Below are 20826 nucleotides of genomic sequence, written 5' to 3'. Positions count from 1 at the left end.
GTGGGTCAGGAACCGAACGGGACCCCACCGATCGAGATGGCGCGGGTGAAGGTGAGCCGGTCGAACTCGCGGCCGTATTCGTCGATGGCCGAGATGTCCATGCGGCTCTTGGTGATACCCGGGATGCCGGGGACCACGTCGATGCTGATGAACGAGTAGTTGCGGAAACGCACCCGCGACCACTCGACGCTCTCGGCCTGCTTCTTGCCGTCGGCGGTCCACACGTAGCTGTTGGGGACGGTGTTGTCCTTCACCACGTTGCCGCGGTAGCTCTCCGACTCGCCGGGCTGGAAGCCGTAGCGCGGGCGTCCACCGCCGCCGACGGTGTAGTAGACGGTGCCGTCGGTCTTCGCCGAGACCGTCGAGCCGTCGGGAGCGGGCTTGCGCGCCTGGTTGTTCCGGATCGGGTCGGTGCGCTCGAAGATGTGGTTGTGCGCCTGGAACACGGCGTCCACCTGGTACTGGTCGAAGAGCTTGCTCCACGCCGCCCGCACGCCGCCGTCGCTGGCGTGGGAATCGGTGGTCGAGTACGCGCAGTGGTGGAAGAACGCGACGATGAAGTCGATGTTCGGGTCGGCGCGGAACTTCGCGAGCGTGCTCGCGACCCAGCCGGTCTGCCGCCCGCCGCTGTAGCCGGTGTTGGCGGTGATCTCGTACGAGACGTCGTTGGCGTCGAGGGAGAGCACCGCGACGTTGCCGTAGACCACCGAGTACACCGAGGGGCAACCGGCCGGGCCGTTCGTCGGCTGGTCGAGGCGCGCGGCGTGACCGCCGTACCCCTGCGGGCCGTACAGGGCCTCCATGTCGTGGTTGCCGGTCGCGAACATCCACGGGGTGCGCGAGGCGGTCTTCTCGATCGCCGCGAAGTAGCCGTCCCACACGTACGGGTTGAACTTGTCGAAGCCGCTGGGTGCGCTGCCGCTGGGCACGAAGTTCGGCGGCTTGCCCGCGCCCGACGGGTCGGCGTAGGCGATGTCGCCGGCGAGGATGTGGAACGCGCCGTTGCGGGCGGCGATCTGGTTGACGATGTTGGCCGCGTGCTTCACGTTCGGCTGGTTGTCGGCCTTGTAGTACAGGTCGTCGTAGTCGCCGGCCTTGAGACCCGGCGGCTGCGTGGGGGTCTCGTCGACACCCTGGTCGCCCATCATGGTGAACCGGAACGGTGCGCTGCGGCCGCGGCCCAGGGCCGGCGCCGCGCTGCGGACGTCGGTGGTGCGTCCGTCGGCGGTGCGCCAGCGATAGAAGTGCGGGACCCGCGACGGCAGACCGTCGACCGGGGCGTGCACGTAGAACTGCTCGGCACCGAGGATGCCGCCGCTGCTGATCGGGACCTGGCTCACGAGGTTGCGGACCTCGGCGACCGTCGTCGCCCCCAGCGCCGGGGTGGGGCCGTGGTCGAGGAACACCTTGGTGGCGCCCGGGTTACGCGACAGCTGCGCGGAGAACCGGAGCTGGCTCGCGGCGTCGGAGCCGAAGGACACGTGACGACCACCGACGGCGAGCGGCGCGTCGGCGGCGTAGGCGATACCCGAGAACGCGAGGTTCCCGACGCCGGCGGCGGCCGCCGCCGCGGCGCTGCCCGCGAGGAAGTTGCGACGCGAGACCGAGTGTCGCTTCAGGTTGTTCTGATGCCACTCGAACTGCTCGGCGGTGGTCATGTTCGCGGCGACCGAGCGTGGGATTCCGGTGTCCACGGTCTCGCCCGCCGGATTGACCCTCGACGTACCACTGCTGAACGGATTCACGACCATGCATGTAGATCACGGCACCAGCCCGGCACGGCGGTGATCGTCGGGTGTCGCGCCGGTGAACGACGCCTGAACGCTCCTGCCGATACGGGCAACCCGCCCATCGGCCGTCGTCGATGAGGCGGGCTCAGGCCTTCTTCGGCGGCAGGGGGATGAAGTAGCTGGTGCGCTGCTGGTACTCGCGGTAGCCGGGCCGCTGCTCCATGTGCTGTTCGAGGAGCCTCGCGCCGGTCGCGAACACCAGGAAGTACGTCATGGCGATCGGCGACAGGAACGTGACGACGGTGGGCCAGAACGTCATGCACACGAGGAAGGTCCCCCACCACACGCAGGCGTCGCCGAAATAGTTGGGGTGCCGCGTGTAGCGCCACAACCCCTTGTCCATCACCGTGCCCTTGTTCGACGGATCGGCCTTGAACCGGTCCATCTGCAGGTCGCCGACGGTCTCGAACGTGACACCGAGAACCCAGACCAGTACGCCGACCACGGCGAGGTACCAGAGCGTGCCGTGCGCGACCGACGACACCTGCAGCGGCAGCGAGACGAACCACAGCGCGGGACCCTGCGTCGCGTAGATCTTCGTGATCGCGGTCAGTGCGCGGTTGCCACCGGCGTCGTCGAGGAGCTTCTCGTACCGCGGGTCCTCGCCCTTGCCGCGCGACCGTCGGAACATCGACGTCGCCAGCCGCAGACCCCACAGGCCGATCAGCACCAGCACGAGCAGGCGTCGCCACAGATCACCGTTGCCGAGGATCGCGGTGATCACCGCGATCACGACGAAACCGAGTCCCCAGGTCACGTCGACGACGTTGTGCCGACCGATCGAGAACCCGATGGCGGCGGTGATCGCCAACAGGATGATCACACCGGCCAGGCTCGCGCCGGTCACGATGCCGAATTGGCTCCAGTCGAAGGTCATCTCACCAGCCTGTCAGACGTCGCCGATCGGCGAAATCGCGAACTGTCAGAATTCGCGAACCGGGGGCATCGACGAGCGACCGCGGGCGTCGGGCCGCACCGACAGGATCTGGTCGACACCCATCCGACCGTCGCGGAACGCCATGCCGCCGCCGACGAGGTAGAGCCGCCAGACGCGCGCGGTCTCCTCGCCCACCATCGCGACGACGTCGTCCCACCGCTTCTCGAAGGTGTCGTACCAGACGTCGACGGTGCGGACGTAGTGCTCGCGCATCGCGTGGACGTCGCGGACCTCGAGTCCGGACTCCTCGATCATCGCGACGGTCTCGCCGACCGGCCGCATGAACATGTCGGGGGCGATGAACTGTTCGATGAACGGGCCGCCACCGGGGTTGTCGCCCTTTTTGCGCGACATCTGCTGGATGAGCACCCGACCGCCCTCGACGACGTTGTCGTGCAACGCCTTCGTGTACGTGGGGTAGTTCTCCTGACCGACGTGCTCGCCCATCTCGATCGAGGCGACGGCGTCGAACGGGCCGTCGGGGATCTCGCGGTAGTCCTGGATGCGGATCTCCACCCGGTCACCGAGGCCGCGCTCGGCGATGCGGGCGTCGATGAACGCCTTCTGCTCCTTCGAGATCGTGACGCCGGTGACCTTCGCGCCGTACTCGGCCGCGGCGAACAGGCTCAGCGAGCCCCAGCCGCACCCGACGTCGAGGAACCGCATGCCCGGTCGTGCGTCGAGGCCGATCTTGCGGCACACCATGTCGAGCTTGTCGCGCTGCGCCTGCTCCAGCGTGTAGTCCGGTGCGTCGGAGGTGAAGTAGGCGCTCGAATACGCCATGTTCGGGTCGAGCACCATCGAGTAGAAGTCGTTCGACAGGTCGTAGTGGTGGCTGATCGCGGCGCGGTCGCGGGCCAGGGTGTGCAGCTTGCCCTTCACCACGGCCTGGCTCGCAGGCGCCGGAAGCGGCCGCCCGAGGACACCCAGCTTCGACACCGCGCGCACGAGCTGCGCGACGCGGGTCGGGGTGATCGCGATCCGCGACAGGTTGCGTTCGCCGATGACGCGCCACACGTGGGTGAGCGCCTCGTTCAGGTCGCCGTCGACGTCGATCTCGCCGGTGACGTAGGCCTGCGCGGCGCCGAGTTCGCCCGGGCTCCACAGCAGGCGACGCAGCGCCTGCGGGCTGCGCAGGATCACCTTCGGCGCATCGGTGGGGCCGGCGGTGCTGCCGTCCCACGCCGTGAGGTGCACCGGCAGCTCGCCGCCCACATACGGCGCGAGCAGGTCGGCGACGGTGCCGGCCGCCCCGGAGGTGGTGCGACCGCGCACGGTGGAAGTGGTCGTCATCGTCGGTTCTCCTGTCGAGCGTTGTCGTCGTCGTGTGCGGATGCGATCCGGGCGAACGCCGCGCCGACGGCGGCCACCGTACGGCGGGTCCACACCCACGATCGCATCAGCATGAAGTGTCCCGCAGGCCCCATCGACACCCACCGGGCGTCGACACCCCGGTCGGCAGCGCGGACCGTCGCCTGCAGCGACAGGCGTGGACTCGTCCACCGGTCCATGCGACCGTGCAGCACCATCAGGTGCTGGCGGGTCGAGAGGGTGTCGGTCTCGGTGCCGTCGGGCCACCACGGCGCCAGCGCCACGATGGAGTCGACCGACGGGTCGTCGGCCACCGCGGCGGCGGTCCGTCCACCCATCGAGTGTCCGAGCAGGATCACCCGGGTGTCGCCGAAGCGGGTACGGATCTCGTCGAGAGCCCATCGCGCGTCGGCCACCGGGGACCGGTCGGCGCCGTTCCAACCGCGCATCCGGTACTGCAGCATCACCACCGCGGCGTCGGGCATCTTCTTCGCGACCGCGCGGGCGAACGGGCGCAGGCGGGCCGCCGACAACTGGCTGGTCTCGGCCGGGGCGGTGCTGGCGACCTTGCCGCCGTGCAGCACCAGCACCACCGCCGTCGGCGCGGGTGGGGTCTGTGTCCAGTGCAGCGCAGGCCGCATCGCCCCCGGGGTGTCAGAACTCATGACGGTGATTCGACACCGAGGCCGGTACGGATCTGTCACCGGACAGTGGCACCCGCCACCCGCGGATCGGGTCAGGTCTGCGGGCGGACGAAGGGGAAGGTGAGCGTCGGGCGGATGGGTACGCCGCAGAGCATCATCACGAGGCGGTCGACGCCGAGGCCGAGACCACCGGTCGGGGGCATCGCGTAGCCGAGGGCGTGCAGGAAGTCCTCGTCGAGCGCCATCGCCTCCGGGTCGCCGCCGGCCGCGGCCAGCGACTGCCGGGTGAGCCGCTCGCGCTGATCGACCGGATCGGTCAGCTCCGAGTAGGCCGTACCCAGTTCGGCTCCGAACCCGACGAGGTCCCACTGCTCGGTGAGTCGCGGATCCGACCGGTGCTTGCGCGCCAGCGGCGACACCTCGATCGGGAAGTCGCAGTAGAACGTCGGGAACCGGGTCTGCTTCTCCACGAGCGCCTCGTAGAGCTCCATCACCATCTTCCCGGCGGGCATGTCGCCGGTGGTCTCGACGCCGTGCTCGTCGCACACCGCGGCCACCGCGGCGGCGGTGCTCGCTGACGACAACGATGTGCCGCACGCGCGCGACACGGCCTCGTGCACCGTCATGATCGGCCAGGTGCCGTCGAGGCGCACCTTCTCGACATCGCCGGACTCACTGCGCTGCAGCGCGACCGGCTCGCCGTTGACCGCGACGGCCATCGCGAGGATGAGTTCGCGGGTCAGTTCGCGCATCGAGTTGTAGTCGCCGTAGGCCTGATACGCCTCCAGCGAGGTGAACTCCGGGTTGTGGGTGGCGTCGGCACCCTCGTTGCGGAAGTTTCGGTTGAGCTCGAAGATGGCGCCCATACCGCTCACGCAGAGCCGCTTGAGGTAGAGCTCGGGGGCGATGCGCAGGAACAGCTTCTGGTCGTAGGCGTTGATGTGGGTCTTGAACGGGCGCGCCGAGGCACCGCCGTGCACCGTCTGCAACATCGGCGTCTCGACCTCGAGGAACGCATGTGCGTGCAGGGTGTCCCGCAACGCACGCACACCGCGGGATCGCTTCTGCAGCAACTCGACCGCCGACGGGTTGGTCAGCAGGTCGAGCGGACGGTCACGGACCCGGACGTCGTCGCTGAGCTCCGCGGTGAGCTGCGGCATCGGGTTGAGGCACTTGCCCGCCATGGTCCAGTGCGCCATCGCCACCGACAGCTCGCCGCTGCGCGAGGCGATCACCTCACCGGTCACCGCGATCAGATCGCCCGTGTCGACACTGCGCCGGAAGCGTTCGTGCTCACCGGATGCGGCGATGTCGGCGTCGGAGACGATCTGGATCCGGGCCCGGTCGTCCTCGAGCACGGCGAACTCGACGCCACCGAGGTCACGGATCGCGCGGACCCGACCGGCGATCGACACCGTCTCGCCGGTACGCGCGCCCGCCGCGAGACCGGTGTGCGCCGAACAGATCTCGGCGACGCGGTGGGTGCGGTCGACCGACACCGGGTACGCCTCGTGGCCCGACCCGCGGATGGTCTGGAGTTTGTCGAGGCGGGTGCGCTGCTGGTCGTTGAGCTTGGGTGCCGGGGCGCGGGCCACCAACAGTTCGCGTTCGAGATCGGCGACGGCGCGCACGAAATCGGGGTCGTCGCGGACGGGCTGCTCGTCGGGGGTCTTGGTGCCCACCAGGAACTTCGGGCCCATGTGGGGCAGGAAGCCCTCGGCGACACCGACGGCGACGGCGGCGCGCATCACCGTCAGCGAGGGGTGGTAGCAGAGCATCCGGGGTACCCACTGCGGGTGGTATTTCTGGTTCGACCGGTACAGCGACTCGAGTTGATAGAACTTCGAGGCGAAGCTGAGCACGGCGTCGCTGATACGGGTGACCGGGCCCGCGCCCTCACGTTCGGCGCCGGAGAACACCGACCGGAACACCGCGAAGTTCAGCGACACGCGTCGGATGCCGAGGTCGCCCGCCGCCTCGATGAGCCGCGCGACGAGGAACTCGTTCACACCGTTCTCCGCGGCACGGTCGCGGCGCATCAGGTCCAACGACACCCCGCGCAGGCCCCACGGCACGAAGGAGAGGAAACCGCGGATGGTGCCGTCGGCGTCGTGCGCGGCGACCAGCAGGCATCGGCCGTCGACCGGGTCGCCGACGCGGTTGAGCGCCATCGAGAAGCCGCGTTCGGTCTCCTCGCCGCGCCACGCCTCGGCCAACCGCTCCACCTCGGCCAGTTCCTCGCGCGACAGTTCGCCGTGGCGGCGGATCGAGGTGGTGTACCCGGCGGCGGTGACACGGTTGACCGCCTGACGTACCGGCTTCATCGAGGTGCCGCGCAGGGTGAAGTCGTCGACATCGATGATCGCCTCGTCGCCGATCGACAACGACTTGAGACCCGCCGAGCGGTAGACCTTCGACCCGGCCTCGCTCGCCGCGAGGACCGCCGCGTGCAGGCTGTGGGTGCGGCAGTTCTGCAGCCACGCCTGTACCGCCGCCGGCCACGACTCGACGGCACCGATGGGATCGGCGCTGGCGACGCTCACGCTGCCGACGGCGCGGAACGTGACCGCGGCCTTGCCGTCGGGCGAGAAGACCACCGACTTGTCGCGACGGGTCGCGAAGTAACCCAGCGAGTCGTCCTCGCCGTTGCACAGCAGCAGCTGCCGCACGCGCAGTTCCTCGTCGGCGTCGACGAACTCGTTGTCGCGGTTGGCGCGGTAGAGCGTGACCAACGCCAGCACCAGGGCGAGCGCCGACATCCATCCGGCCAGCACGTAGATCGGGTGGTGGCCCTGATGGCCCTGCAGCAGGGCGTCGCTGATGCCGGCACGGTCACCGAACGTCGAGCGCAGCGCCCACTGCGCCTTCTCGTCCCACCCCTGCAGGGTGTGCGGGAACGCGACGGTCAGCACGAAGGTGACGACGAACGAGAGGGCGAGCCCTCCCACGAGCACGCCGAGAGCGGCGCGCACCGAGCGGTGGGCGAGTTCGGCGGTGAAGACGCGGCGCGAGTACATGAACGCGACGAGCACCACGAGACCGATCACGAGCACCACCGAGGCGGTCACCGGCGAGGTCGCGAACGCGTCGTAGTCGCTGGAGGTGTCGATGTTCTCGATGAAGGTGCTGAGCAGGACGAGGACGTCGTCGATGACGGCGAGCACCATCACGGCCAGCAGGGCGGTGTGGGCGGCCTTGAACCGTCGACGCACCGCGCCGGCCAACGCCAGCACGAGGAGGATGACGAAGATGCTGGGGTCGGCGGGAACGTTGAACGCGCCGACGAGATCGGTCAACGCGTCGACGAAGCGGAAATGGCGGAACGGGATCGCGATCAGCGAGACCACCGCGGCGATGGTCAACAGGCGGCTCGACCACTGCGCGATGCGCTCGGCCATCGCGACCCGCCGGTCCGTCGACGCCGTACGGGCCTTCTTCGGACGCGGGCCCGGCACCGGTGACGGCTTCGGACGGTCGGCCTCTGCGCGTTCGACCGAGGGGGCTGCAGACATAAAGTCCGAGCGTAGCAGCGCGGCGAGATGGCCGAGGGCGCACGACGATCCGCCCGCGGGGCGCCACCGAAGACGTTCCGGACGACGCACACCGGGCCCTCCGGCAGCCCTCCCCGTGCTGTCCGTTTTGTCGTTGTCGCAGTGTCGATCTCGGCCATCGGCGCACCATCTCCAGGTGGTCGTGGCCTAAGCTGACGCTCGTCCGCTCCGATCGTGATCGAGCGCCGTGTCGCAGGAGGAAGTCACCGTGTCCGACCGCACCGAGCCCCACGTCGTCGGAAGCCCGGCGGAGCGCGCAGGCATCGAGCTGTCACGCAACGTCCCCGAATCGGTCGGGTACGCCGCGAAACGGCTCCTGCTCGGCAAGCCGATGATCACCGACGAGCTCAAGAACGAGCGGCTGACCAACCCGGTCGCGCTCGGTGTGCTCGCCCCCGACGCCATCTCCTCGACCGCGTACGGCAGCGAGCTGATCCTGGTCGAGCTCCTCCCCTACGCCGGTCTGGCCGCGTTCTCGCTGCTGCTGCCGATCACCGGGGTCATCCTGTGCATCCTGATCCTGGTCGCCGCCTCGTATCGCCAGGTGGTGATGGCCTACACCCGGGCGGGCGGGTCGTATGTGGTGGCGCGCGAGAACTTCGGCCCGCGGGTCGCCCAGATCGCGGCGGCCGCCCTGCTCATCGACTACGTCGTCACCGTCGCGGTGCAGGCGTCGGCGGGAACCGTCGCGGTGGTGTCTGCGATCAAACCGCTCGGCCCCTTCAGCCTCGAGATCACCATCGCCGTGGTCGTGCTGATGTGCTGGGCCAACCTGCGCGGACTGCGCGAGGCCGGCCGGCCGTTCGCGATGCCCACCTATTTCTTCACCGGGATGGTGCTGCTGATGATCGTGGTCGGTGTGGTCCGTGAGGCCACCACCGGCCTCGCGAAGTACGTGCCGTCGGAGCTGCCGGGCACGGTCGAGGTCCATCAGGGCAACGGACTCATCGCCGGCGCGACCCTGCTCATCCTGCTGCGCGCATTCGCCAACGGCGGCTCGTCGCTGACCGGTGTCGAGGCCATCTCGAACACGGTCGGGTCGTTCCGCAAGCCCGAGGGCCCCAACGCCCGGCAGGTGCTCACGGTGATGGCCTGCGTGCTGGGCATCCTGTTGACCGGTGTCGCCTGGCTCGCCTACGAGACCCACGCGACGCCCTACGTCGACGGCTACCCCTCGGTGCTGTCGGAGATCGCGCGACGGGTGTTCGGCGGTGGCGCGCTGGGGTCCACGCTGTACGTCCTGTTGCAGATCGCGACGGCGGCCATCCTGTTCACCGGCGCCAACACCAGCTTCAACGGTTTCCCGGCGCTGGCCAATTTCGTTGCCGCCGATCGGTTCCTGCCACGACAGCTCGGCAAACGCGGCCACCGACTGGTGTTCTCCAACGGCATCATCGTGCTCGCGCTGCTGGCCATCGTGCTGCTCGTCGCGACCGGCGGCTCGGTCAACGCACTGATCCCCTTCTACGCGATCGGCGTGTTCACCGGGTTCGCGATGGCGGGCTACGGCATGACCAAACACCACCTCACGCACAAGGAACGCGGCTGGCGGCGTCGCCTCGCCATCAACCTCGGCGCCGGCGTCGTGTCGACGGTGGTCGTGGGGATCTTCGCCATCGCCAAGTTCACCGAGGGCGCCTGGCTGGTCGTCGTGGTGTTCCCGCTGCTGGTGTTCGGGTTGATCCGCCTGAACCGTGAGTACCGGGCCGAGGCGGCGATCCTCGAGGAGTTCCGCTCGAACCGCCCCGAGCAGGTGAACTACGCCCGGCACACCGCGTTCGTACTGGTCAGCGCGGTCGATCTCGCCGTCCTCGAGGCGCTGCGCTACGGGCACGGTCTGCGCGCCGACGAACTCACCGCGGTCCACCTGATGGTCGATGCCGAGCAGGCCCGCAAACTCCGCAAGCGCTGGGAGCACTACGGGTTACGGACACCGCTGACGATCATCGACTGCCCCGACCGCCGCCTCACCCGGGGCGTGCAGCGGCTGGTGGTCGAGTCGCTGGGGGCGGCACCGCGATCCCATGTGACCGTGTTGCTGCCGCGGCGGACCTACGCACCCCTGTTGGGTCGGTTGCTGCACGACCGCAGCGCCGACAAGATCTCCCGCGCGGTCAGCGAGATCCCGCACGCCGCCGCGACGATCATCCCGTTCGATGTACAGGCCGAGATCCGCAAGGCGTTCCCCGATGTCGTCGAGGAACGACTCACCCGTCGGGTCGAGCAGTTGCAGGCCCGCATCGCCCGCGACGACGAGTCCGCACGCCGTGAACACGATGAACCGGCGGCCGCGTCGACCCTGGCGATCGGCGGGTTGCTGCCCGGTCACCGCGGCACGGTGGAAGGACGCGTCCGCGACACCTTCGACCGCACCATCGACGACGACGAGGTGCACATCGTGGAGATCACCGACGACAGCGGTCTGCTACGACTGCGGTTCGCCCCCGACGACGACCATCCCGCCGGCGGGACCGACATCGTCCCGGGTCAGGTGGTGCGCGCGAGCGGCAAGGCCCGCCAGGGTCGCAAGGGCGTCATCATGATCAACCCGGAGTACGAGATCGTCGGTGGCAGCGACGGCAGTACAGACGGCGACGGGAGTACGGACGGCGACGGCGCCGACGGGTCCGCCGACACCGATCAGGGGTAGGGACGCCGGGCGGTCTCGGGATCGCCGTAGGTGATGGCGCGTTCGCCGCGGCTGCCGCCGATGATGGTCGACGCCCAGCTCGCCAGCGTCCACACGCGGTTGCGGCTGCCGGCGAGGAAGAAGATGTGGATGCCTCCCCATCCGAGCCAGCCGAGGAAACCCGAGAGCCGTAGGGGCCCGGACTCCAGCAGGGCGTGGTAGCGCGAGATGTAGGCGGCGGTCCCCAGATCGCGGTACCTGAAGGGGCTGTCGGCCTTCGCCTTGCCGGCCACCACCCGCGAGATCAGCACGGCGGCATGGTGTCCCGACTGCATCGCGACCTCGGCCACACCGGGCAGCTTGTCGAGGCTCATCACGTCACCGACCACGAAGATGTTCTCGTGCCCGGCGACGCGCAGATCGGGTCCGACCGGGATCGTCCCGCCACGTGCGGGCGTGACACCCGTCGCCTCGGCGACCGCCCCCGCGAACGGGACGGCCTCCACGCCGGCGGTCCACAGCACGGTGTGGGTGTCGATCTGCTCGGTCGCCTTGGTCTTCTTGTCGGTGGTGATCACGTGGTCGCGCGTCACGTCGGTGACGTGGCGCCCGAGGACGGTGGTGACGCCGAGCTTGTCGAGCGTCTTCTGCGCCTTGCCCGACAAGCTCGGGTGGAACGACTCCAGCACCCGCTCGCCCCCGTGCACCAGGATCACCTGCGCCTCGGCGGGATCCATCGAGTCGAACTCCTTCGACAGCGCGCGGATCGCGAGTTCGCGTATCTGCCCGGCGATCTCGACACCGGTGGGGCCGCCGCCGCTGATCACGAAGGTGAGCCAGGGTTTGCGCAGCGCCGGCGTCGGGAGGGTCTCGGCGATCTCGAACGACGAGATGATCTTGCGTCGGATCGCGAGCGCGTCGTCGACGGTCTTCATCCCCGGCGCGAACTGCTCGAACTGTTCGTTGCCGTGATACGACTGCCGCGCCCCGGCGGCGAGGATGAGGTAGTCGTAGTCGATGTCGAAGGTCGACCCGTCGAATCGTCGCGCCGTCACCGTCTTCGCGGTGACGTCGATGTCCGACGCCTCCCCGAGGAAGACGCGCAGGTTGCGGCAGCGCCGCAGCAGGTGTCGCAGTGGGCTGGCGATGTCGCCCTCCGACAGCAACCCTGTGGCGCACTGGTAGAGCAGCGGCTGGAACACGTGTGAGGTGCCACGGTCGAGCAGGGTCACCGACACGTTCGCCCGCTTGAGGCGCCGAGCGGCGAACACGCCGGCGAAACCTCCGCCGATGATCAGGACATTCGGTCTATCACCAGCCATGGCTCAATTCTGCCCTACCGGCCGGCGCGGTCGACGGCGGTGCGGGTCAGGCGTTCGATCTGTGTCGAGTAGGCGACGAGGCTCACCAGATCGACCGACACCTCGGCCTCACGTACCGCGCGAACCTGCTGTGCGACAGCGTCACCGACCGGCCACCCGTAGGAACCGCCGGAGATCAGCGGGAAGGCGACCGACTCTGCGCCCAGCGAGCGCGCCAACAGCAGGCATCGCGCGTAGGCCAGGCGCAGCACGTGCGACCGGTCGTGGGTGGAGGAGTGGCGCGGGCCGACGGTGTGGATCACCCACCGCGCGGGCAGCGCCCCGGCCGTGGTCGCGACCGCCGCACCGGTCGCCAGGCCGTCGGGCAACGTGGTCGCCCGGATCAGGCGGCATTCGTCGGTGATCGCGGCACCACCCGCACGGTGGATCGCGCCGTCGACGCCGCCTCCGCCGAGCAGAGAGGAGTTGGCCGCGTTGACGATGACGTCGCTGCGGAGGGTGGTGATGTCGCCTCGGACGACGTCGATGACGGTCATGGGGTCTCCTTCGGGGGCGTGGTGTCGGCGCCGGTGATGCGGTAGGCGGTGGCGACGAGGTCGGTGGTGGTCAGGCCGGGGTACCCGTGGAGCAGGCGCGTCCACTCCTCGGGGATTCCCGCGGTGCCGGCACAGGCGCCGACCAATCCGCCGGCGATGGCCGCGGTGGTGTCGGTGTCGTTGCCGGCGCGCACGCAGCGTTCGAGCGTCGCGGCGACATCGCCGTCGGCGCCGCAGATCGCCCACCAGGCCGTCTGCAGCGCATGGACCACCCAGCCGTTGTTCGGGAAGTCGGCGGGCGTGCCGTACTGGGCGGCGTCGAGCAGCGGGTGCCAGTGGTCGCGGACGTCGGCGGGCGCGGCGTCGAGCCAGATACGCACCCCGTCGCGGGCACCGGTGCGCACGCCGTGCGCGATCCCGGCCGACCACATCTGGCACGCCTCGCGGGCCCGCACGTCGGCGTGGGTGAGGTCGCTGATCGCCCCGGCGGCGCGCACACAGCCGACCGGGTCGTCGAGGAAGGCCAACGCGACCGGGGCGGTGCGCATCAACGACCCGTTGCCCCCGGTGCGGCCGGGCACCGCCGCGGCCGCCGCGGTCATGGCCGCCGCCGACGGACTACGACGGCTCAGCACCGATCGTGTCTGGTTCCCGATGTCGGGTGGCGAGGTGTCGTACCAGCGCACGAAGGCCGCGGCGATGGTGTCGAGGTCGGCGACACCGGGCGCGAGCCCCTCGGCCACGCACATCGCCATCGACGTGTCGTCGGTCCCCCGGCGCCCAGTCGAACGGGCCGCCGCCGATCATGTCGATCACGACATCGTCGGCCGGATGGGTGAACTCGTAGCCGGCGCCCAGGGCGTCGCCGGCCGCGCTGCCGATCAGTGCCGCGACCGCACGGTCGCGCTGGTCGGTGGTCAGGTGCATGGCGACCTCCTCGTCGACGCGGTCCGGGTGTCCGATCCGCTTTAGATCAACTCTGCGCTAAAGATTAGCGCAGGATCGCGCTATAGTCCAGCGATGGTGTGGCGCGACGACCTCGGCAGGGCGCTGACCGATCATCCGCGGCCATCGGTGGCCGTCGACGTCGCGGTCCTCACCGTCGTCGACGACCGTCTGCACGTCGTGGCCGTGGAGGGCCCCCACGGGGTCGCGCTGCCGGGGACGTTCCTGCATCCCGGCGAACGCCTCGCCGACGCCGCGGTTCGCGCGCTGCGGACGAAGGTCGGGGTGAGCGACCTCGACTTCCACCAACTCGCCCTGCACGACGACCCCGATCGCGACGACCGCGGATGGGTGCTGTCGATGGCACACGGCGCCGTCACCCCCGCGGCCGCATTACCCGCGGGCACCCGACTCGTCGCCGTCGTGGACGGCCGCCCCACACAGCGCCTCGCCTTCGACCACGACGCGATGGTCGCCCACGCCGTCGACGACCTGCGGGCCCGGTACGCCGACCGTCCCGACCCCGATCACGTTCTCGGCGAACGGTTCACGCTGCTCGATCTGCGGCGCCTGCACGAGGCCGTCGCCGACCGGGAACTGCCCAAGGACACCTTCCGGCGTCGCATGCTGCCCTTCCTGTCGGGCACCGGCGAGTTCTCCACCGCCGACGTCGGGCGCCCCGCCGAGCTCTTCACGCCGCGGCCGCCGGACTGATCTCGTCGCCACGAAAGCACGCGAACCGGACACGCCGAGAATCGGACGGGCGGTTCGGTGTCGGGGCGAAACCTCGCCGGGCTAGCGTCAGATCATGAGCATGACAGACCTGAGCGTGTTGCGGACCAAGACGGTCGAGGCCATCGCGCGCGACGCCGCGGCCGGTGAGGGCGACGGCGAGGGTAGCGGCCTGCGCAAGTCGCTGCGCACCCGCGACCTCGTCGGCTTCGGCGTCGGAATCGTGATCGGCACCGGCATTTTCACGCTGACCGGCATCCAGGCCAAGGAGAACGCGGGACCGGCGGTGGTCATCTCGTTCCTCATCGCCGGCGTCGTGAGCATGCTCGCCGCGCTCTGCTACGCCGAGCTCGCCTCGGCGGTCCCCACCGCGGGCAGCGCCTACACCTACGCCTACGCGACCCTCGGCGAGGTGTTCGCATGGATCATCGGGTGGGACCTCGTGCTCGAGTTCGCCCTCGGCGCCGCGGTGGTCGCGCGCAGCTGGTCGGGGTACCTCGCCGACCTGTTCGACCTACCGCCGTCGCTGTTCACCGAGGAGTCGACGGTGAACGTCGGCGCCGTCGCCCTGGTGCTGGTGCTCGGCGTGATCGCCGCGGTCGGGGTGAAGGAATCCGCGCGCGTCACCAACACCCTGGTCCTGGTGAAGGTCGCGATCTCGGTGTTCATCATCATCGTGGGCGCGTTCTTCATCAAGAAGGCCAACCTGATCCCGTTCATCCCGAGCGCGGAGAAGACGACCACCGAGGTCAAGACGTTCGATCAGCCGCTGCTGCAGTGGATCGGCGGATTCGAACCGGCCACGTTCGGCATCTCCGGCGTCTTCACCGCCGCCGCCGTGGTCTTCTTCGCCTACACCGGTTTCGAGGCCGTCGCCAACCTCAGCGAGGAGACGAAGAACCCCGCGCGCAGCATCCCGCGCGCGATCCTCATCGTGCTCGGGTTGTGCACCACGCTCTACGTTCTGGTGGCGTTCGTCGTCACCGGCATGGTGAAGTACACCGACCTCGACTCCAGTGCGCCCATCGCGAAGGCGTTCGACGCCAACGACGCCAGCTGGGCGGGCACCCTCATCGCGATCGCCGCGGTCGCCGGACTCACCTCGGTCACGTTGGTCGACATCATCGCCATGAGCCGTATCGGATTCGCCCTGGGCCGCGACGGCCTGCTGCCGCAGTCGGTCGCGAAATCGTCGCCGCGGTTCGGCACCCCGTTCCGCTTCACCATCGGCACCACGATCTTCGTGGCGATCCTCGCCGGACTGGTGCCGCTGACCGACCTGTCGGAGATGGTCAGCATCGGCACGTTGTTCGCGTTCCTGATCGTGTCGATCGCGGTGCCGATCCTGCGCCGCACCAAGCCGGATCTGACGCGTCCCTTCCGGGTTCCGCTGAGCCCGGTGGTCCCGATCATCTCGGCGCTGGCGTGCATCTACCTGATGCTCAACCTCGTCGTCGCGACCTGGGCACGGTTCCTGGTGTGGCTTGCCCTCGGGCTCGCCATCTACCTGTTCTACGGCCGTCGCAACGCCCGACTGGCCAAGGCGCAGACAGCCGAGCCCACCGTCACCGGCGAGAAGACCCTGGGCTGAATTCTTCTGGGCTGAACCGTTCTCAGTTGGTGCGGATGTGCATCAGGTCCACGTTGTACGAGGTGTAGGTCGTGGCCGTGAAGTACAGGTCCTTGTCGGTCGAGAACGGGTGGATGAACCCGCCGTAGAGCTGCGGGTACCTCGCGCTCGACATGAGGTTCGTCGGCTCCGACCACAGTCCCTGCGGGGACCTCGACTGCCGCAACACGATCGCGCCGCGCAGCACGTCGAGGTAGGTGGCCTGCCATAGGCCGGACTTCTCCTCATAGCGCACGGACAGCTCACCGGTGGGGCCATTGAAGATGGGTGACGCGTTCTCGCCGTTGTTGGTGGGGACCCACTTGCCGTTGATCCAGTACTGGTAGGCCGACTTGTTCAGCACGTCGGCGGTGGGCACCCGCGCCAGGCCCGTGCTGCCGAGCCGACCGTTGGGGGTGCCGAACATGTAGACGTAGTCACCCTGCGGGACCATCGACGACACCTGGAAGTTCGCGAGCCCGAACATGTTGTCCCAGCGCGCGTACTGCGAGTTCGTCCATGTGGATCCGCCGTCGTCGCTCCACGCGAGACCGCCGTAGTTGGTGAACCACTGACCGGGCAGCGTGAAGCTGTTGATCGACATGTAGCTCATGTACTGCCGGTTGCCGATGGCGAAACCCGAGGTCGGGATCGTGGTCTGCTCGGCGTAGTTCACCTTGCGGCTGGCGATGAGTTCGGCTGCGTGACAACGGCTGTCCTGCACCATCGTGTCGATGGACATACCGTCGGCGAGCTTCGTGTCGGCGCTGAAACCGAGGGTGTTCGAGCGCCAGTCGCCACCGTTGGCACCCGGCGGGCGGAACCCACGACCGAAGGTGTCGCCGAACGCGACGGCGACCTTGTTCGGGGTGGCCTTCCACATGATGCCGAGGTCGGTGCCGTTGACCTGGAAACGCTTGTCGGTGCGGCTCGTCGAGCCCTTGCCGGTAAGCTGTGCGACGTAGTTCAGACCGCCGGCGCGCGGGTTGGGCAGCTTCGGCGTCACCGATCCCGGTGTGGTGCCGGGGATGAGGCGCGGCGGACGGGCCTGTCCCGGCGGCGGGGTGCCACCGGGCACGGGCACCGGCAGCGTGAGGAACGGCCGCGGGGTGATGGTGATCTTCGGGATGGGGATGTTCCCCGAACCGGTGGGGACCTGCGCGGCGGGCTTCGGCGGATCGGTGATGTCGGGGCACGGGTCCTTGCAGGGATCCTTCGGCGCCGGCTGCGACGGGATGCGCTTCCGGGAGTTCTGCGGCCCGAACTGAGGCACGGGCTGCAACTTCAGGTACGGGACATTGAAGTCGATCCGCGGCGGGACCTGCGGCAGCGGGCTGCCCGGACTCGGGGGTTGGGGGAGGTCGTTGGCACACCCCGAACTCGGCAACACCACACGGGGCGCCGGTGCGGCGAGTGCTGGGGCCCCGATGGCGATGGGTGCCAGTGCACATCCGGCGACGACGACCGTGAGAACTCTGCGCAGCACGGAATGGTTCCTCTACATCAGGTGACAGACGAGTGAATTTAACATGTGTACAGCAGCGATCACGGATACATCGCGGTCGCTGTGAGGTCGACGCACGTTCGAGACCACCCGGTGACGCCCGGCGCGACTCCCCCGTTCACCTGCGAGTTCGGCGGTGCGACCCCGCGCGGGACCGCGGAGCGGACATACTCACAGCCATGGGTGTGCTGGTGACGGTGATCGTCGTCGTGGTCGTGGTGGTCGCCGTCGGGGTGGTGATCGCCCTGGTGCGGGCATCGCGGGAGAAACCGCCACCCATCCCCGAGGGGTGGTATCCGGATCTGCACGACCCGTCGATCGAGCGCTTCCACGACGGCGCGGCGTGGACCGATCAGACGCGGCCCAATCCCGAGGAACTCGACCGCTAGCAGAGATCTAGCAGCGGCCCAGATCCGACGACGGCGGACGGACCGCGCCGGGACCCGCGGAGGCTCCCGCGGTGAGCTGCCTGGGCATCGGCGTGCCCGGCGAGGTGTCGAGGCGGGCGAGCAGCCAGTCGTAGACCTCGTCGTGGTTGAGCAGGGTGAAGTGGTTCGCCGCGGTGATCGCGAAGCCGTCCTCGTCACGGAAACCGATGTGGCGCTTCTTGTCGCGACCGTTGGCGCTGGGCACCAGCACCAGGCCGTCACCGATGATGCGACCGAGCGGGTGGCGTGGGTTGCGGGTCACCGACGCCGAGACGAAGCAGTGGGTGGCGCCCTCGAGCAGCGGGACCTCCTGTACGGCCGCGACCCGCAGCGCGTCGAGGTCGCGTCCCGACCAGTCCTCGTCGACCAGCGATCCGTGGAAGAGGTCGCGCACGCCTGCGCTGCGGCGACGCAGCAACCGCGCGAACGGCCGCGACTCGGGCAGCTTGTCCAGCGCCGCGGAGAGGTAGTGCACCGACCGCGCCATCGGGGCACCGAGGTGCGGGGTCCCCAGCGACACGACGTGACGGACCCGCGTCACCCACTCGTGACCGTCGGTCGCGGCGCGGAAGCAACCGCTGCGCACCACGAGTCCGCCCATGGAGTGGCCGACGAGCGCGATCTCGTCGACGGGCAACGGCCAGTTCGCCACCACCTCCGACAGCAGGTCGTCGAGTTCGCGACCGTTCTCGGAGATGTGGCGACCGGTGTTGAACCGGACCTGGACCTCGGTGGCGGCGAGGTCGTCGCCGAGGCGCTGCCCGTAGGTGGGCCGACCGCCGATCCGCCAGGCGAGTTCGGTCTCCATCAGTCCGTGGAGGAACACGACGATGCGGCCGGTGGCCCGCGGGAACGCCTCGGCCAGGTCCCCGCGGGTCGGGGCGATCGGGACGCCGTCGACACGGATCGTCATGCCCTCGGCGAGCGGGCTGCCCTGCGCGTCGAGGTGGTCGCCGATGAGGCCGTTGACCGCGGCGATCGCGAACGCGCCCTTCGAGGTCTGCGACGGCGGGCGTCCCCACCCGTCGGCGGTCTGCCCGGCGATCTCCGACGCGGTGTCACACACCGCGGTGATCACCGAGTACGTGCCGGCCGCGATCGAGTCGTGGAGGATCTTCGACGGCGTGACGAAGTCACCCAGGCCCAGGCGCAGCCCGGCGAAGATGTGTTCGGAGAAGGCCGAGTGGACCTTCGCGATGCCGGCGGTGGCGTCGCCGAGTTCGGCCAACGCGAGTCGGGAGAGCTCACGGACCTCGGTGCGCCGCTGCTGAGCCAGATCGTCCATGGGGCTCAGTGTACGACTGTGCACTGAAGTTGTCCGGGACATGTGACGTGGTCGTCGCCCACCGATCGTGGCCGCGTTCGGGCACGATCGTGAAGGTGACCACCACCCGAGAGGCCCCGACCCGCTCGTGGCCGCGCAACGCCGCACGCGGCCTGCTCGGCGGATTCCTCGTCTTCGCCGGCACCGCGCACCTGTTCTTCGCCCGCGACACCTTCCAGGCGCAGGTCCCCGACTGGGTGCCGCTCGACAAGGATCTCGTGGTGCTCGCCTCGGGTGTCGTCGAGATCGTGCTGGGCGTGGCCCTGGTCGCTCTGTACCGCCACAAGGCGATCGTCGGGTGGATCGTCGCCGCGTTCTTCCTGGCCGTGTTCCCCGGCAACATCTCGCAGTACGTGACCGGGACCGACGCGTTCGGCCTCGACACCGACTCCGCGCGACTCATCCGACTGTTCTTCCAACCCCTGCTCATCGCGTGGGCGTTGTGGTGCACCGGCGCGTTCGCGGCCCTGCGGGCGCGGTCTCCTCAGCCGAGGTAGCGGCCGAACCAGTCGAGCACCTGGCCGTAGACCTTCGCCGCGGCCTCGGGCTTGTAGCGCGTGCCGGTGTCGTTGAAGAAGGCGTGGTCGACGTCGGGAACGGTCTCGATCTGGTTGACGAGTCCGGCGGCCTTCAGGGCCGCCTCGGCCTGCGGGCGGGATGCGTTGACGCGCTGGTCGAGACCCGCGTAGATCGCCAGCACCGCGGCCTGCTTCGACCCGGCGAAGTCCGCACCCTCGGGCAGCGGACCGTAGAACGGCACGGCCGCGGCGATGTCGGTGTCGCCCGAGGCCAGCAGCGACCACACCTGTCCCCCGCCGAAGCAGAACCCGATGACGCCGATCTTCTTCCCCGGGACCCGCTGGGCGAGTTCGGCGATGCCGGCCTTCATGTCGGCCACGAATCGGGCCTGCGGCACGTTGCCGAGCGCCGCGGTCGCCCGCGCGGGGTCGGCGAAGGTGCCGGTGCCGCCCTCCTCGGAGAGCAGGTCGATGGCCAGCGACGAGTACCCGGCGCCGGCGAGGCGGCCGGCGATCGTGCGGATGTGGTCGGTGAGGCCCTTGTTCTCGTGGATGACGAGCACGGCGCCTCGGGGATCGGCGGCCGCGGCGAATGCGCCCTGCAGGGTGCCGCTGGGCCCGGCGAAGGTGATCGGTGCGGTCGCGACGGCGGTCGACATCCCGGGCGCACCGGCGGTGAGCGAGGACGACGTGCCCGCGGCGTTGGGTGTCGCTGCCGAGGCGTTGCCCGATGCGGTGTCCGAGGAGGTCGCCGAGGCGGTGGCCGAGTCGCTGCCGTCGGTGCTGCAGGCGGCGAGCACCGCCGTCGCGGCGGTGGCCGAGAGTCCCAGCAGCCCGAGGCGTCGCATCGCCTCGCGACGTCCGAACATGCCGTCGGCGTGGTCGATGGCGATCTCTTCGGCGATGTACTGCTTGAACTCGGTCATCTCGGTCCTCGCGACGGTGGCGTGATGGGGGCTCCCCCACTATGCCTGCGGTCGATGAACGATGTCCGAATTTACCGCGGGGACCGCCGACCATAGGTCGATATACGTTCGTGACCTACT

At 69.3% G+C, this 20826-nt stretch carries 17 protein-coding genes; 6 read left to right on the top strand and 11 right to left on the bottom strand.

The features are described from left to right. Window positions 1-5: 5 nt before the first annotated feature. The 5 genes from TU34_RS00500 to lysX all read right to left on the bottom strand — a co-directional run bounded on the left by TU34_RS00500 (window position 6) and on the right by lysX (window position 8194). Window positions 6-1751 (bottom strand): metallophosphoesterase, encoded by a 1746-nt coding sequence (locus TU34_RS00500; RefSeq protein WP_045820874.1) that lies wholly within the window; start codon window positions 1749-1751, stop codon window positions 6-8. Between the two features lie 124 nt (window positions 1752-1875). Beyond that, the gene (locus tag TU34_RS00495; RefSeq protein ID WP_045820873.1) at window positions 1876-2667 is read right to left on the bottom strand and encodes a DUF1295 domain-containing protein; all 792 of its coding nucleotides are present in this window, start codon (window positions 2665-2667) and stop codon (window positions 1876-1878) included. A 45-nt stretch (window positions 2668-2712) separates the two neighbouring features. Next, entirely contained in the window at window positions 2713-4020 is a 1308-nt protein-coding gene (locus TU34_RS00490) for an SAM-dependent methyltransferase (protein ID WP_045820872.1), read from the bottom strand. Then, window positions 4017-4703 (bottom strand): alpha/beta hydrolase, encoded by a 687-nt coding sequence (locus tag TU34_RS00485; protein WP_150116310.1) that lies wholly within the window; start codon window positions 4701-4703, stop codon window positions 4017-4019. Before TU34_RS00485 ends, TU34_RS00490 begins: the two co-directional genes overlap by 4 nt. Window positions 4704-4774: 71 nt before the next feature. Then, window positions 4775-8194, bottom strand: coding sequence for a bifunctional lysylphosphatidylglycerol synthetase/lysine--tRNA ligase LysX (gene lysX, locus TU34_RS00480; RefSeq protein ID WP_082079706.1), 3420 nt, complete (start codon window positions 8192-8194; stop codon window positions 4775-4777). A gap of 301 nt (window positions 8195-8495) precedes the next feature. On the opposite strand from lysX, the gene TU34_RS00475 reads away from it, so the two are divergent. Beyond that, window positions 8496-10883 carry an amino acid permease gene (locus tag TU34_RS00475; RefSeq protein ID WP_045820896.1) on the top strand — a complete coding sequence of 796 codons (2388 nt, stop codon included), beginning with the start codon at window positions 8496-8498 and terminating at the stop codon, window positions 10881-10883. Here the strand turns inward: TU34_RS00475 and TU34_RS00470 are convergent. From TU34_RS00470 to TU34_RS00460, 3 genes are read right to left on the bottom strand one after another with little or no spacing between them, the layout of a single operon-like run. Continuing rightward, on the bottom strand, window positions 10874-12184 hold the full coding sequence (locus TU34_RS00470) for an NAD(P)/FAD-dependent oxidoreductase (protein ID WP_045820869.1): 1311 nt from the start codon (window positions 12182-12184) through the stop codon (window positions 10874-10876). The two genes, TU34_RS00475 and TU34_RS00470, sit on opposite strands and share 10 nt — an antisense overlap. Before the next feature lie 14 nt (window positions 12185-12198). Further along, window positions 12199-12720 (bottom strand): O-acetyl-ADP-ribose deacetylase, encoded by a 522-nt coding sequence (locus TU34_RS00465; RefSeq protein ID WP_045820868.1) that lies wholly within the window; start codon window positions 12718-12720, stop codon window positions 12199-12201. Next, window positions 12717-13475, bottom strand: coding sequence for an ADP-ribosylglycohydrolase family protein (locus tag TU34_RS00460; protein ID WP_338062959.1), 759 nt, complete (start codon window positions 13473-13475; stop codon window positions 12717-12719). Before TU34_RS00460 ends, TU34_RS00465 begins: the two co-directional genes overlap by 4 nt. Before the next feature lie 76 nt (window positions 13476-13551). On the opposite strand from TU34_RS00460, the gene TU34_RS24165 reads away from it, so the two are divergent. The 3 genes from TU34_RS24165 to TU34_RS00450 all read left to right on the top strand — a co-directional run bounded on the left by TU34_RS24165 (window position 13552) and on the right by TU34_RS00450 (window position 15988). Then, window positions 13552-13692 (top strand): hypothetical protein, encoded by a 141-nt coding sequence (locus TU34_RS24165; RefSeq protein WP_238981110.1) that lies wholly within the window; start codon window positions 13552-13554, stop codon window positions 13690-13692. A 48-nt stretch (window positions 13693-13740) separates the two neighbouring features. After that, complete coding sequence (locus TU34_RS00455; RefSeq protein WP_045820867.1) at window positions 13741-14379, top strand: NUDIX hydrolase; 639 nt, start codon at window positions 13741-13743, stop codon at window positions 14377-14379. Window positions 14380-14473: 94 nt separating this feature from the next. Next, window positions 14474-15988, top strand: a complete 1515-nt coding sequence (locus TU34_RS00450) for an APC family permease (protein ID WP_203225384.1) — start codon at window positions 14474-14476, stop codon at window positions 15986-15988. Window positions 15989-16010: 22 nt separating this feature from the next. On the opposite strand, the gene TU34_RS00445 is transcribed toward TU34_RS00450, so the two are convergent. Beyond that, a complete protein-coding gene (locus TU34_RS00445) occupies window positions 16011-17492 on the bottom strand; it encodes a DUF4185 domain-containing protein (RefSeq protein ID WP_238981108.1) in 1482 nt (493 codons plus the stop codon). A 197-nt stretch (window positions 17493-17689) separates the two neighbouring features. On the opposite strand from TU34_RS00445, the gene TU34_RS00440 reads away from it, so the two are divergent. Next, window positions 17690-17899, top strand: a complete 210-nt coding sequence (locus TU34_RS00440) for a DUF2510 domain-containing protein (protein WP_045820866.1) — start codon at window positions 17690-17692, stop codon at window positions 17897-17899. 7 nt (window positions 17900-17906) lie between these two features. On the opposite strand, the gene TU34_RS00435 is transcribed toward TU34_RS00440, so the two are convergent. Next, window positions 17907-19223, bottom strand: coding sequence for an esterase/lipase family protein (locus TU34_RS00435; RefSeq protein WP_045820865.1), 1317 nt, complete (start codon window positions 19221-19223; stop codon window positions 17907-17909). 95 nt (window positions 19224-19318) lie between these two features. Between TU34_RS00435 and TU34_RS00430 the strand changes: the two genes are divergently transcribed. Beyond that, window positions 19319-19759, top strand: coding sequence for a DoxX family protein (locus TU34_RS00430; RefSeq protein ID WP_045820893.1), 441 nt, complete (start codon window positions 19319-19321; stop codon window positions 19757-19759). Here TU34_RS00430 and TU34_RS00425 read toward each other — a convergent pair. Next, a complete protein-coding gene (locus TU34_RS00425) occupies window positions 19747-20706 on the bottom strand; it encodes a dienelactone hydrolase family protein (RefSeq protein ID WP_045820864.1) in 960 nt (319 codons plus the stop codon). The genes TU34_RS00430 and TU34_RS00425 overlap by 13 nt on opposite strands. Window positions 20707-20826 lie beyond the last annotated feature (120 nt).

It is taken from the genome of Williamsia herbipolensis, from assembly GCF_000964005.1.
GTDB lineage: Bacteria > Actinomycetota > Actinomycetes > Mycobacteriales > Mycobacteriaceae > Williamsia_A > Williamsia_A herbipolensis.
This window is presented reverse-complemented; position numbering and strand designations above follow the sequence as displayed.